The sequence below is a fragment of the Bradyrhizobium sp. CIR48 genome (genome assembly GCF_014198315.1).
GTDB lineage: Bacteria > Pseudomonadota > Alphaproteobacteria > Rhizobiales > Xanthobacteraceae > Bradyrhizobium.
In genome coordinates this window covers 970338-983303 of sequence record NZ_JACIHG010000001.1, presented here as the reverse complement: position 1 = coordinate 983303, position 12966 = coordinate 970338, and the positions used below count along the sequence as shown (strand labels likewise).

The following is a 12966-nucleotide window of genomic DNA, read 5'->3' as shown; positions in this document are numbered from 1 at the left end:
GATGCGGAATATCAAGCAGCCGGGCGCGCCCATCGCGGAACGCATTCAATGGGTGGAGGCGAGGGGGCGCGCCTTCTCCTTCACGCTTCAGGCAGGTCTGCCGCTGCTGGAAGCCGCGCGGCGCGGCTTTGCGGCCGAAGGTTTTACGAGCGGCGTGCTGAACTTCAGGCAGGGCGCGCTCAAGCCTTTCGCCTATGTCATGCCGGCGCTGTCGAAGACTGGCGAGAATGCGGCGTTCTATAGCGACACGTACCGGCCCGGCGGCGTGACGCGCACGAAGCTCGGCTCCATGACGCTCGGCACGCGCGACGGAGCGCCGTTCTTTCACTGCCATGGGCTGTGGACGGAGGCGGATGGCAAGGCCAGCGGCGGCCACATGCTGCCAGACGAGACTGTTGTCGCCGAACCGTTCGAAGTCGACGCCTTCGGCATTGACGGCGCGATGTTCACCGCCGAGCCCGATCCCGAGACCAACTTCAAGCTGTTCGGGCCGGTGGCGGCTGCGAGCACCGGCGCGCGCACCACGAGCCGCGCCTTCGCGCTCCGGCTGCGCCCTAATCAGGATTTTGCCGGCGCGCTCGAAGAGTTCTGCCGTGCGCACGGCATCGCGGGCGCGAAGATCCATGGCGGCGTCGGCTCGACCATCGGCGCTCGCTTCAGCCATGGCAGGGTGACCGAGCCTTTCGCGACTGAGCTTGCGGTAACGGCCGGGCTGATAGCGCTCGGGCCCTCTGGCGCGCTCGAAGCTGCGCTCGACGCCGCGCTGGTCGACTACACCGGCGGCTTGGCGGAGGGGCGCCTGGTCCGCGGCGACAACCCCGTGCTGATGACGATGGAGCTGGTGCTGGAGGCGCTGGACTAGGCTGCGAACGGGGCTCGCGCCGGGAGCCCCTGCCACTTGCGCGGCATCATTGTTCCCGTTACGTTCCGGCTTGGAATGCCGGTGGCGGAATGGACGGAGAGGCAGCTATGAGCCGGCGAGGTCATCGCACGATCAACCTGCCGGCGCCGTATCTGAAGCGGGTCTGGCTCGACCCGTCGAAAGTTCACGATCGCGAGGCTTATCCGTTTTGCCTGCCCATCTTCCTGGATGATTTCGAGCTCAGCTTCGACGCCGCCATCACGATCGTTGTTGGAGAGAACGGCACCGGGAAGTCGACGATCCTCGAAGGCATCGCATCGCTCGCCGGCTACGACGATGCCGGGGGCGGCAAGGGCTACATGCCGGTCGATCATTCAGAGGCGCGCGAGAAGATGGGCGGCCAGCTCGGCAAGGCGCTACGCGCGAGCTGGCTGCCGAAGATCAGCAATGGCTGGTTCTTTCGTGCCGAGAGCTTTTTCTCGGTCGCGCGGTATCTGGACAAAGCCGCGCGTGACGCCGGCCAGGTCGGTCCCGATTTCCTGTCGCACTCCCACGGCGAAGGCTTCCTGCGCTTTTTCGAGGAGCGCTGTCAGCGCCAGGGCATCTTCATCTTCGACGAGCCGGAATCGGCGCTTTCGCCGGCGCGACAGATCGAGTTCTTGAAGCTGCTGCGGCGTATGGAGGATTCCCGGATCTGCCAGGTCATCATGGCAACGCATTCGCCGATGCTGATGGCTTACCCGAATGCGCGGCTGCTGCGGCTCGGGAAATACGGGCTGGAGCCGGTGACGGTCGAGGCGACGGATCACTACCGGCTGATGCGCGAGTTTTGTTCGGATCCGCACGGGTTCGTCGAGGCGACGCTGGAGGAATGAATGTACCATCCGGTGCTCCTTCGCGCGGTTTCCCGTTCTCGCGGCACATCGTGCCCGAGTTTTGCTTCAGTTGCCGCCCTCAAAAATGCCGAGGGCGCAGGGAAGGCCGGGTGCCGGCTGGCACCCGCGGTCCACTGTGCGAAAGCGTGTGCTTAACAAGCTGCACAGCGGCATACAGGTGAAGCCAAACATCCGGCCTTCCCTGCGCAGTGGTTTTACGGCTTATGTCGTGATCTCCCCGGGGAGCGATGCACTATTGCCCCCGTCGCCTTGCGGATAGCTGATGCGCGCGCCCGGTCGGGCCGCAACATCACCGCAACACTTGGCGCACAGACCCCGGGCGCCAGGACCACACGATTTTGCCGTACGCAGGCTGCACCGGTCGTGTGCGCGTTAGTCCTTGCTCACGGTGTGACCCGCCCTGCAAGCCACCTTCGCGCCGACGCAGCCCGCGTCCACCACGTCCCATCCCGCGTGTCGTGACGATCGCGATGCGCCCCTCGGCCGGGTTGGGATGCCCTTCTATACGATAATCCGAACTTCGGATAAAGAGAAATATTTCCGTTCGGTGGCGTTGACCCTCCCATGGGTGTTTTGCCCGCCGGGTCGCGCAACAGCTTGTGGGTCGTGCCGGACGCCGCCGCAACGGCGCCACGAACCGGTCTCCCCTCGGCCCCAAAATGCGCTAGGATGACCGCAGCGCGCATTCCAAGTCGCGCACGATCAACTGGACGTATGAGGAAACGAGATGAGGGTGACGATTGGACGGCGCACGGCCATGGCTGCGGCGCTGGCTGTGGTTGGGGCGGCAGGCTTGACGGCGACTTTGGGCCCGGCTTTTTCACCGGCGGCCTGGGCGCATGGGCCGACCCGGCAGAAGGTGCGGGAATCCATCGAGATCAACGCGCCGCAGGACAAGGTCTGGGCCGCGATCCGCAACTTCCAGGACATGGGCTGGCTTCCGCCCGTCACCAAGACCACCGGCGAGAAGGGCAACGAGGTCGGCGCGACGCGCCAGCTGACGCTGACGGGCGGGGCGACTATCGATGAGGAGCTCTACAAATACGAGCCCGACATGATGAGCTATTCGTACCGGATCACCAAGGTGGACGTGAAGGTGCTGCCGGTGACCAATTATTCCTCGACGTTGACGGTGTCGCCGGCTTCCGACGGCAAGTCGAAGCTGGAATGGGCCGGGGCGTTCTACCGCGGCTTTCCCAACAACGATCCGCCGCCGGAGTTGAGCGACGAGGCCGCGATGAAGGCCGTGAGCGGGCTCTACAAGACCGGCCTCGAAGCTCTGAAGAAGAAGATCGAGAGCGGTAGCTGACCGTGCGGATGCTGGTTCTGGCGGCGCTTGCCGCCAGCCTTTGTCATGCCAGCCTCGGCAGCGCCGCTGCCGAGGAGGCGTTCGTCACCAACCAGCTCAGCGACGATCTGATGGTCGTGGATCTCGCCACTTCGCGCAGCGTCGCGACCATCCCGATCGGCGGCAAGCCGGCGGGCGTTGCGGTCAGCGCCGACGGGCGCTTCGCCTATGTCACGAGCCCGGATGCCAAGGCGGTGACGGTGGTGGACGCCGCAACGCGGCAGGTGACGGGGCGGATCGAGGTCGGCGGCGGGCCGCTCGGCATTGCGGTCGCGCCCGATGGCAAGTCCGTCTATGTCGCGGACTGGTACGCGGCGGCGGTGCGGGTGATTGATGCCGCCTCGCGCAGCGTCACCGCCAGCATCGCGGTCGGGGCCTCGCCGTCGGGGCTTGCGGTGACGCCCGACGGCAAGCTGCTGCTCTCGGCGGACCGCGATGACGACAGCGCCTCCGTCGTTGACACCGCGACGCGCCAGCGCAAGCTGACGATCAAGGTCGGCACCCGTCCGTTCGGCGTTACCATCGATGCCGACGGCAAGTACGCCTACACCGCCAATGTCGGCTCCGACGACGTCTCCGTGATCGACATTGCAGAAGGGCGCGAGATCGGCCGCGTGCCGGTCGGCATGCGCCCCTATGCGGTGGCGCTGACGCTAGGCCGCGGCTTCGTCACCGATCAATATGGCGGCACTGTCAGCGTGTTCGATCTGGCGAGCCTGAAGCCGATCAAGCGCATCAATGTCGGCGACTATCCTGAGGGCATCAACGCCACCGCCGACGGCAAGCGCATCATCGTCGCGTGCTGGGAGAGCAATACGCTTCATATCATCGACGCAGCCGAGCTGAAAGTGATCGGCGAGATCAAGACCGGCGATGGCCCAAGGGCGTTCGGAGCGTTCCTGCGCAAGACGGAGTAGGGTGTGTAGGGCGGATTAGCGCAGCGTAATCCGCCATCTTGCATCGGCGATCGATCGGCGGATTACGCTGCGCTAATCCGCCCTACGATTACACACCGCGTCCGCAATCTCGTCCATCCGCTCGAACACATGATCCGGCCCCAGCGCCCGTAGCGCCGCCGGTGCCGCATAGCCCCAGCACACCGCGCCGCAGGCAATCCCGACGCTGCGCGCCGCCTCGATGTCGCGCACCTCGTCGCCGATCGCGATGACCTGGCCCGCCTCCACGCCGGCGCGCCGGATGACGCGGCGGAATTTCGCGGGCTTGCCGAACAGCGAGGCCGAGCAGTCGAAATGCGAAAACAGCGCGGCGGTCTCGCCGAGTTTTTCGCGCGCATTGTCCTCGCTGTCGGACGTCACCAGCGCCAGCTGCACGCCGTTGTCCGCCAGCGTCCGCAGCATCGCCTCGACGCCCGCAAACAGCGATATCTCGCCAGCTGCCTCTCCCTTCAGCCGCCGCGCATGCCGCGCGATTGCCGGTAGCTTCCAAAGCGGCACCTCGAGTCGGGAGAGGATCTCCCGCGTCGAGGCATGCCGCAGCTCCTCGATTTCCTCATCCCGCACGCGGCAAAAGCCGAAGCGGTCGGCGATGTCGTTGACGGTGCGCAGGAACCACGGAAAGCTGTCGGCGAGAGTGCCGTCGAGATCGAAGATGGCGAGGGAGTAGGGCATCGGTGCCGGAAGGTCTGGTCGGGCTTCGTGGCCGGATGTACAAGAGATCAACAGGAATGCACAAGATGTCGGTCGATCCAATTCAACTCAGCAAATTTCTAAGCTTCGTGCTGCGGCACAAGCCTGATGAAATCGGCTTGACGCTCCGCCCGGAGGGCTGGGCCAACATTGACGAGCTGGTCGAAAAGGCCAACGCGGCAGGGACCAGGTTCAAGCACGCAGATCTGCTAGGCGTTGTCGCCGGCAGCGACAAGAAGCGCTTCTCGCTCTCGGCCGACGGGCTCAGCATTCGCGCCGCGCAGGGACACTCGGTCTCGGTGGAGCTTGGCCTGCCGCCGCAGGAGCCCCCGTCGATCCTGTATCACGGGACGGCGACACGATTCGCCGACGCAATCCGCACTGAGGGCCTGAAGCCGCAGGCGCGTCAGCAAGTTCATCTGTCTTCCGACGAAGCGACAGCGCAGCGCGTCGGTCAGCGCCACGGCAAGCCGCACATCTTCAAGGTCGATGCGAGCGGCATGCAGGCAAAGGGATTCAAGTTTTTCCGTGCCGACAATGGCGTATGGCTGACCGACCATGTGCCGCCGGAATTTTTGACTTAGGTTGTTGTTTAAGCATGATCTTTTCGGAAAGCCGCTGCACACTTTTCCGGATCATCCTTTAAGACTTCCACACGGTCGCCTCGGTCCAGCCCAACGCAGCGAACTCGGCGGCCCGGAGCGGGGCTTCTCCCTCGGCAAAGAACTCGTCGAGCTGAGGCGGGGTGACGGCTGTCTCGGACAGCATGGCGTGCGCCTGACCGCGATGATGGATCTGATGCTGGAAGAGATGCATCAGGAGCCGGTCGCGGCGCTCGGTTTGCACCTGCGTGTCGCGATTGATCTTCACGATGTCATCGAGTCGTGCGGGCGTCAGCGTATCGCAGATGGCGATCAGCCGCTTGTCGAGCGCGGCTTGAGCGGGCTTCAGCGCGGCAAGGGAAGGGTAGGGCACCTCGTTTTTCCAGGCCGCCGGTCCGAGCCAGCCACCCTCCAGCGCATCGATATAGAAGAGATCGATGACATGGATGTGGTTCAGGGTGCGTTGCAGGCTCGGAAAGAAGCCGGTGCGGTGGGCTTCGAATTCAACCTGGGACAGCGCGGCGCAAGCCGAGAGCAGCCGATGGTTGGCCCAGGCATTGTTGTGGGCGAAGGCGCGATAGGTCTGCACAAGGCCAGCGGACATGTTGGTTCGTCCCGATCGGATAGTGGCGGATTACGCTACGCTAATCCGCCCTACAGCGCTGCGGCTTCAATGCAAAGCTGCTACTCCGCCGCCTCGCTCGTGCTCCTTCGCTTCGGCTTGCGTGCCTTCTTCAGCACCGGCTCCAGGAATTTGCCGGTGTAGCTCCGCGGCGCCTTCGCGATGTCTTCCGGCGGGCCCCAGGCGACGATCTCGCCGCCGCCGTCGCCGCCTTCGGGGCCGAGGTCGATGACCCAGTCGGCGGTCTTGATGACTTCGAGATTGTGCTCGATGACGACGACCGTGTTGCCCTGTGCGACCAGCTCGTGCAGCACTTCCAGGAGCTTCTTGACGTCGTGGAAGTGCAGGCCGGTGGTGGGCTCGTCCAGGATGTAGAGCGTGCGGCCGGTGGCGCGCTTGGACAGCTCTTTTGCCAATTTGACGCGTTGCGCTTCACCGCCCGAGAGTGTTGTCGCCTGTTGGCCCACGTGAATGTAATCGAGACCGACGCGGTGCAAGGTTTGAAAAGTCTCGCGCACGCGCGGCACCGCCTTGAAGAACTCGGCGGCTTCCTCGACGGTCATGTCGAGCACGTCGGCGATAGACTTGCCCTTGAACAGGACTTCGAGCGTCTCGCGGTTGTAGCGCTTGCCCTTGCAGACGTCGCAGGTGACGTAGACGTCGGGGAGGAAGTGCATCTCGATCTTGATGACGCCGTCGCCCTGGCAGGCCTCGCAGCGGCCGCCCTTGACGTTGAAGGAGAAGCGGCCGGGCTCGTAGCCGCGCGCCTTGGACTCGGGCAGGCCGGCGAACCATTCGCGGATCGGCGTGAAGGCGCCGGTGTAGGTTGCAGGGTTCGAGCGCGGCGTGCGGCCGATCGGCGACTGGTCGATATCGATGATCTTGTCGATGTGCTCGAGGCCCTCGATGCGATCGTGCGGGGCGGCGCCCTCGCTGGCATTGTTCAGCTTGCGGGCGATGGACTTGTAGAGCGTGTCGATCAGCAGCGTCGACTTTCCGCCGCCGGACACGCCGGTGACGGCGGTGAACAGGCCGAGCGGAATTTCGGCGGTGACGTTCTTGAGATTGTTGCCGCGCGCGTTGACCACCTTGATGGTGCGGCGGTGGTTCGGCGGGCGCCGCTCCGGCACCTCGACCTCGAGCTCGCCGGTCAGGTACTTGCCGGTCAGCGATTTCGGGTTGCGCATGATCTCGGCGGGCGTGCCTTCGGCAATGATGTTGCCGCCATGCATGCCGGCGCCGGGGCCGATGTCGAGGACGTGGTCGGCGAGCAGAATGGCGTCCTCGTCATGCTCGACCACGATCACGGTGTTGCCGAGGTCGCGCAGCCGCTTGAGGGTGTCGAGCAGGCGGGCGTTGTCGCGCTGGTGCAGGCCGATCGAGGGCTCGTCCAGCACGTAGAGCACGCCCGTCAGGCCCGAGCCGATCTGCGAGGCCAGGCGGATGCGCTGACTTTCGCCGCCGGACAGCGTGCCGGAGGAGCGCGACAGCGTGAGGTAGTTGAGGCCGACGTCGAGCAGGAAGGTCAGGCGCTCGCGGATTTCCTTCAGGATGCGGCCGGCGATCTCGTTCTGCTGCGCGTTCAGCGCGTCAGGCACGGTCTCGAACCATGCACCGGCGCCCTTCACGGACAGCTCGGAAATCTCGCCGATATGCTTGCCGCCGATCTTGACGCAGAGCGCCTCGGGCTTGAGCCGAAAGCCCTTGCAGCCCTCGCAGGGCACGTCGTGGAAATACTTCGCCAGCTCCTCGCGCGCCCACTCGCTCTCGGTCTCGCGATAGCGGCGGTTGATGTTGGTGATGACGCCTTCGAACGGCTTCTTGGTGTCGTAGGAGCGCACCCCGTCCTCGTAGGAGAACTTGATCTCGTCCTCGCCGGAGCCGTGGAGGATGGCGTTCTGCGTCTTCTTGGCCAGGTCCTTCCACTTGGTGGTCAGCGTGAACTTGTAGTGCTTGCCGAGCGCGGTCAGCGTCTGCACGTAATAGGGCGACGACGACTTGGCCCAGGGCGCGATCGCGCCCTTGCCGATCGCGAGCTCCTTGTCGGGGATGACGAGGTCTTCGTCGACATGCTGCTCGACGCCGAGGCCGCCGCAGGCCGGACACGCGCCGTAGGGATTGTTGAATGAGAACAGGCGCGGCTCGACCTCGGGAATGGTGAAGCCGGAGACCGGGCAGGCGAACTTTTCCGAGAACAGGATGCGCTCGGGGCCGCTCTTGTCGTGGATCTTCGCCGTCTTCTTTTTCTCTTCCGCGGGCGCGGCCGCGGGTGCGTCGGCGAACTCGACGACGGCAAGGCCTTCGGCGAGCTTCAGCGCGGTCTCAAAGCTCTCTGCGAGGCGCTGGCCGATGTCGGCGCGCACCACGATGCGGTCGACCACGACGTCGATGTCGTGCGGGAATTTCTTGTCGAGAACAGGCGCTTCGGCGAGCTCATGGAAAGTGCCGTCGATCTTGACGCGCTGAAAGCCCTTCTTGAGCCATTCGGCGAGCTCCTTGCGGTACTCGCCCTTGCGGCCGCGCACGACGGGCGCGAGCAGATAGAGGCGGGTGCCCTCGGGCAGCGCCAGCACGCGGTCGACCATCTGCGAGACGGTCTGGCTCTCGATCGGCAGGCCGGTCGCCGGCGAATAGGGCACGCCGACGCGCGCCCAGAGCAGGCGCATGTAGTCATAGATCTCGGTCACGGTGCCGACGGTGGAGCGCGGGTTCTTCGACGTCGTCTTCTGCTCGATCGAGATCGCCGGCGACAGGCCGTCGATCTGGTCGACGTCAGGCTTCTGCATCATCTCGAGGAACTGGCGCGCATAGGCCGACAGCGATTCGACGTAGCGGCGCTGGCCCTCGGCGTAGATGGTGTCGAAGGCGAGCGAGGATTTGCCGGAGCCGGAGAGGCCGGTGAACACCACCAGCTTGTCGCGGGGAATCTCGACGTCGATGTTCTTGAGGTTGTGCTCGCGCGCGCCACGGATCGTAATTGCGCGCAGGCTGGAGCCCGCGTTCTGTTGTTGGCGCTTCGCCTTGATCACTTCATCCATCCGAGTTGCCCTCAAGGAATCCCATGGGTGCGCGACCGCGCCAATAAAAAAGGCGCGCTCGCCCGGAACCGGGATCGGCGCCGATGGGGTTGTCAGCGAACGTAGGAAGAACGGAGACGGATTTCCAGTGGGACTTGCGAATCGTCAACGGAATGTTGGCGCGCTGGCGGCATCTGGCAGCAGGAGCTTTTCGGAACTGCGCGGCAAGGTGCCGCGAAAACAAAAAGGCCGGCGCAAGGCCGGCCTTTCGTGACGATGGGACGTCGGTAGCGATCAGGACTTCAGATCAATACCGGGCGACCACGGGGCCGCCGAAGGTGTAGTTGAGGCGGACTGTGCCCATGTCGACGTCCTGCTTGATCCGGTCGATGCGGTCGTTGACGCCGAGGATCGTGAACGAGTTGTTGCGCTTGCCCATGAACAGGTGGTCGTATTCGATCGCAACAGACCAGTTCGGTGCGAAGCCGAATTCGATGCCGGTGCCGACCGCGCCACCCCAGCGGGTCTCGCTCGCGCTGTCGAGGACGACGCCACCCAGCAGACCGTTATATTTGGCGTGCGTGACGGCCGCGCCACCCTTCACGTACCAGAGCACGTTGTTCCAGGCATAGCCGACCTGGCCGGTGAACAGGCCAATTGCGTCGATCTTGGTCTGGTTGACCAGCGGGCCAAGCACCAAGCTCGTATTCGAGCCCTTCAGGTTGGCCCAGTCGCCCTGAGCTTCGAGGCCGAACACCCAGTTGGCCGACTGCCAGCGATAGCCGACCTGGCCGCCGACGACGCCGCCGGTCGCATTGTGACAGCCTTCAGCCGTGTCCGGACCGGCAATGCCGAAGATATTGTTGACGTCCCAGCAGTTGCGGCTCGAGGCGCCGCCGCCGTTGATACCGATGTAGAAACCGCTCCAATTGTACATCGCGATCGGCGCGACCGGAGCCTTGGTGTAGGGGCGGGCCGCCAAATCGGCCGCCGAGGCGGGTGCCAACGCGCTAAGTGCGAACAAGCTGGCCGAAGCCAGCAAAAGCTTCTTCATATCCATTCCCCAGTTCCGTTTCTCTTTCTGACCTTCCGAAAAGCGGAAGAGCCAGCGGACCTATGACCCGACTAATGTCATTGCTTTACACCATTAAAGCCAAAGGTTGTGTCACCCGGGGGCCACATCTCTGCGAAAACGCGAGCGGGCCGGTTGGCGCGCAAAAAACAAAAAGGCCGGCGCGAGGCCGGCCTTTCGCAACGCGAGGCGTTGAAGTGTAGCTTAGTACTTGGCGACCACGGGGGCGCCGAAGTGATAGTTCACGCCGACCTGCACGGTGTGGAAGTTGAGCGTGCCGGTGGTGACCGGAGCGCCGAGACCGGAGAAGTAGGTCTCGCCGCCGAGGCTGCGATAGAGGTACTCGCCCTTGACCGACCACTGCGGAGCGAAGAACGCCTCGACGCCGGCGCCGACGGTCCAGCCCGAGTGGAACTTGCTGTCGGAGACGGTCACGCCGAGCGCGCTGACGCTGACCTTGTTGTCGATCCAGGCGTAACCACCGGTGCCGTAGAACAGCACGTTGTTGACGGCCCAGCCGATGCGGCCGCGGACGGTGCCGAGCGCGTCGGTCTTGGACGACACGGTGATGCCGAGAGCAGTCGCCGAGGCGCTGACGTCAGCCCAGGAACCATCGGCCTCGATGCCGAACACGACGTTGCCGGCCTGCCAGTTGTAGCCGGCGGTGCCGCCGACGAAGCCACCCTTCATCTTCGGGTCGCCGGAAGCGTTTTCCCAGGCGCCGCCACCGACGATACCGAGATAGAAGCCGGTCCAGTTGTAGACGGCAGCCGCCGGAGCGATCGGAGCCTTGGTGTAGGGGCGGGCTGCGAGGTCGGCCGCCGAAGCGGGCGCAGCGAGAGCGAACAAACAGGCCGAAGCCAACAAAACCTTCTTCATTTTCAACTAATCCCAGTCCCAGTTTCTGTTGTTGCCTTCCTGACCGGAAGGGCAGCGGACTCAACGGCCCAACTAATGCCGTGCTTACACCACTAAAGCCGCAAGTTGTGTCTCCGAAAAGCCACAGCAGTCGAAAAGGTGATGGTTACTGACTTATTGCTTCCGTTTCACGTCGCGCCAAACGAAAAAGGCCGGCGCGAGGCCGGCCTTAGACGTCAATGATGTCAGAGGGATATCAGTACCGCGCGACGCCCTGCGCACCCCAGTTGAAGTGATAGTTCACGCCTGCCTTGACCGTGTGGACGGTATCGGTCCACTCGGACCGGTTGGTCACGACGGGGCTGTACTGAATCGTGCTCTTGCCGAAGTCGATATAGTTGTATTCGACCTTGGCCGACCAGTTCGGAGCGAACATGTATTCCGCGCCGGCGCCGACGGTCCAACCCCAGCGGGTGTTGTTCTGGATGAAGACGTTTCCGGGGACGCCATCGTAGCGATGCTGAATGTCGCCGACCGCAGCGCCGCCGCTGACGAAGAAGAGAGCGGGGCCGGTCGAGTAGCCGAGACGGCCCTTGATGTCGCCGAAGCCGCGGATTCTCGTGAAATAGGTGTCGCCGAGGCCGGCATTGATCTCGGCCGAACGACCGTTGATGTCAGCCCAATGATAGTCGCCCTCGATGCCGAACACCCAGTTGGCCGCCTGCCAGTTGTAGCCGACCACGCCACCGACAAAGCCGCCGGTGGTGTCGTAGTTCTGACTTCCCGCAAAGAGCGCCGTATTCGGACCGCCAAAGAAGGTTTCGTCGCTGCGGCCCCAGGCACCGCCGCCCTGCACACCGAGGTAGAAGCCGGTCCAGGTATAGATCGGAGCGGGGGGCGCGACCGGCGCCTTTGTATAGGGACGCGCTGCGAGATCCGCAGCACCGGCCGGAGCCGAGAGGGTCAGCGCAACCGCGCCGGCGAAGCCAAACAAAATCTTCTTCACTGTAATCTCCCCAGTCGTGTCCGCCTCTCTGAGTTCCCCAAGGCGGACGATCAGGCGCGAGGCCCATTGCATCAATTCCAGGCACGACGATAGCTCGATTCTGCGGCAGAGTCCGTGCCCGGAGTGCAACAGTTGGATGTAATCGACCTACCTCTAACTTAATGAATGTTAAGTAGTTTTTGCCGTTCACGGGAACCCGATTTGGTTCCATCCCGATTGCCATCGCAGCGCCATCTGGATGCCATCGCGTCTCCACATTTGGCGGCGATTTCTGGAGGAACAAATCTGGAACAGATCGCCGGTCGGTGCTATATGTGGGGATAACCTCGGGGGTGATGGGCTGATCAGCCCCTGCAAGCGTATAGGGTCGCCTTAACAGGGCGCAGAGGAACGCGGGCAGCGCGCTCGGCCTTAGGAAATTCAGTGGCATTCGGAGTGGAGAGCGGCGATGGCGGGAAGCGTCAACAAGGTCATTCTGGTTGGAAATCTCGGCAAGGATCCTGAAATCCGCCGCACCCAGGACGGGCGGCCGATCGCGAATCTGAGCATCGCCACCTCCGAGACCTGGCGCGACAAGAACAGCGGCGAGCGCAAGGAAAAGACCGAGTGGCATCGCGTCGTGATCTTCAATGAAGGGCTCTGCAAGGTCGCCGAGCAATACCTGAAGAAGGGCGCGAAGGTTTACATCGAGGGCGCGCTCCAGACCCGCAAATGGACCGACCAGAGCGGCGTCGAGAAGTACTCGACCGAGGTCGTGCTCCAGGGCTTCAATTCGACGCTCACGATGCTCGATGGCCGCGGCGGCGGCGGAGGAGGCGGCAGCTTCGGCGACGAGCCGGGCGGCGATTTCGGCTCCTCTGGTCCGGTCAGCAGCGCGCCGCGCCGTCCCGTGGCCGCCGGGGGCGGTGGCCGCAACAGCGACATGGACGACGATATCCCGTTCTGAGCACGGACCGGACGATGAGGGGGCGCTGGCCGGCTGAGCGGCGCTTCCCATTTCGTGTCAGCAAACCTTACTAATCGGCAGAAAGGGCTCG

General features: G+C 64.1%; 12 protein-coding genes. 6 read left to right on the top strand and 6 right to left on the bottom strand.

All coding sequences use genetic code 11. The features are described from left to right. The first annotated feature begins 1 nt into the window (after window position 1). The 4 genes from GGD66_RS04815 to GGD66_RS04800 all read left to right on the top strand — a co-directional run bounded on the left by GGD66_RS04815 (window position 2) and on the right by GGD66_RS04800 (window position 4023). On the top strand, window positions 2-862 hold the full coding sequence (locus GGD66_RS04815; RefSeq protein WP_183256991.1) for a PCC domain-containing protein: 861 nt from the start codon (window positions 2-4) through the stop codon (window positions 860-862). Window positions 863-969: 107 nt separating this feature from the next. Further along, window positions 970-1737 carry an AAA family ATPase gene (locus tag GGD66_RS04810; protein ID WP_183256990.1) on the top strand — a complete coding sequence of 256 codons (768 nt, stop codon included), beginning with the start codon at window positions 970-972 and terminating at the stop codon, window positions 1735-1737. Between the two features lie 748 nt (window positions 1738-2485). Beyond that, window positions 2486-3067, top strand: a complete 582-nt coding sequence (locus GGD66_RS04805) for an SRPBCC family protein (RefSeq protein ID WP_183256989.1) — start codon at window positions 2486-2488, stop codon at window positions 3065-3067. A gap of 2 nt (window positions 3068-3069) precedes the next feature. Further along, window positions 3070-4023: a cytochrome D1 domain-containing protein gene (locus GGD66_RS04800; RefSeq protein WP_183256988.1), complete on the top strand. Its 954-nt coding sequence runs from the start codon at window positions 3070-3072 to the stop codon at window positions 4021-4023. Window positions 4024-4095: 72 nt separating this feature from the next. Here GGD66_RS04800 and GGD66_RS04795 read toward each other — a convergent pair whose 3' ends face one another. Further along, window positions 4096-4734, bottom strand: a complete 639-nt coding sequence (locus GGD66_RS04795) for an HAD family hydrolase (RefSeq protein WP_183256987.1) — start codon at window positions 4732-4734, stop codon at window positions 4096-4098. A 65-nt stretch (window positions 4735-4799) separates the two neighbouring features. Between GGD66_RS04795 and GGD66_RS04790 the strand changes: the two genes are divergently transcribed. Next, window positions 4800-5336, top strand: a complete 537-nt coding sequence (locus tag GGD66_RS04790; RefSeq protein ID WP_246788763.1) for an RNA 2'-phosphotransferase — start codon at window positions 4800-4802, stop codon at window positions 5334-5336. A gap of 58 nt (window positions 5337-5394) precedes the next feature. Here GGD66_RS04790 and GGD66_RS04785 read toward each other — a convergent pair whose 3' ends face one another. From GGD66_RS04785 to GGD66_RS04765, 5 genes are all read right to left on the bottom strand, one after another. Next, the gene (locus GGD66_RS04785) at window positions 5395-5958 is read right to left on the bottom strand and encodes a DinB family protein (protein WP_183256986.1); all 564 of its coding nucleotides are present in this window, start codon (window positions 5956-5958) and stop codon (window positions 5395-5397) included. A gap of 80 nt (window positions 5959-6038) precedes the next feature. Next, the gene (uvrA, locus tag GGD66_RS04780; protein WP_018317909.1) at window positions 6039-9014 is read right to left on the bottom strand and encodes an excinuclease ABC subunit UvrA; all 2976 of its coding nucleotides are present in this window, start codon (window positions 9012-9014) and stop codon (window positions 6039-6041) included. 286 nt (window positions 9015-9300) lie between these two features. Then, window positions 9301-10047 carry an outer membrane protein gene (locus GGD66_RS04775; RefSeq protein WP_026201934.1) on the bottom strand — a complete coding sequence of 249 codons (747 nt, stop codon included), beginning with the start codon at window positions 10045-10047 and terminating at the stop codon, window positions 9301-9303. A 222-nt stretch (window positions 10048-10269) separates the two neighbouring features. After that, window positions 10270-10944 carry an outer membrane protein gene (locus GGD66_RS04770; protein ID WP_018317911.1) on the bottom strand — a complete coding sequence of 225 codons (675 nt, stop codon included), beginning with the start codon at window positions 10942-10944 and terminating at the stop codon, window positions 10270-10272. 235 nt (window positions 10945-11179) lie between these two features. Further along, a complete protein-coding gene (locus tag GGD66_RS04765; protein ID WP_018317912.1) occupies window positions 11180-11929 on the bottom strand; it encodes an outer membrane protein in 750 nt (249 codons plus the stop codon). Between the two features lie 448 nt (window positions 11930-12377). On the opposite strand from GGD66_RS04765, the gene GGD66_RS04760 reads away from it, so the two are divergent. Next, on the top strand, window positions 12378-12875 hold the full coding sequence (locus tag GGD66_RS04760) for a single-stranded DNA-binding protein (protein WP_018317913.1): 498 nt from the start codon (window positions 12378-12380) through the stop codon (window positions 12873-12875). Window positions 12876-12966: the final 91 nt, after the last annotated feature.

Excerpts from the sequence above, each read along its gene's own strand:
- GGD66_RS04815 (WP_183256991.1), top strand. The coding sequence starts at position 2 with ATGCGGAATATCAAGCAGCCGGGCGCGCCCATCGCGGAACGCATTCAA.
- GGD66_RS04810 (WP_183256990.1), top strand. The coding sequence starts at position 970 with ATGAGCCGGCGAGGTCATCGCACGATCAACCTGCCGGCGCCGTATCTG.
- GGD66_RS04805 (WP_183256989.1), top strand. The coding sequence starts at position 2,486 with ATGAGGGTGACGATTGGACGGCGCACGGCCATGGCTGCGGCGCTGGCT.
- GGD66_RS04795 (WP_183256987.1), bottom strand. The coding sequence starts at position 4,734 with ATGCCCTACTCCCTCGCCATCTTCGATCTCGACGGCACTCTCGCCGAC.
- GGD66_RS04790 (WP_246788763.1), top strand. The coding sequence starts at position 4,800 with ATGTCGGTCGATCCAATTCAACTCAGCAAATTTCTAAGCTTCGTGCTG.
- GGD66_RS04785 (WP_183256986.1), bottom strand. The coding sequence starts at position 5,958 with ATGTCCGCTGGCCTTGTGCAGACCTATCGCGCCTTCGCCCACAACAAT.
- uvrA (WP_018317909.1), bottom strand. The coding sequence starts at position 9,014 with ATGGATGAAGTGATCAAGGCGAAGCGCCAACAACAGAACGCGGGCTCC.
- GGD66_RS04775 (WP_026201934.1), bottom strand. The coding sequence starts at position 10,047 with ATGAAGAAGCTTTTGCTGGCTTCGGCCAGCTTGTTCGCACTTAGCGCG.
- GGD66_RS04770 (WP_018317911.1), bottom strand. The coding sequence starts at position 10,944 with ATGAAGAAGGTTTTGTTGGCTTCGGCCTGTTTGTTCGCTCTCGCTGCG.
- GGD66_RS04760 (WP_018317913.1), top strand. The coding sequence starts at position 12,378 with ATGGCGGGAAGCGTCAACAAGGTCATTCTGGTTGGAAATCTCGGCAAG.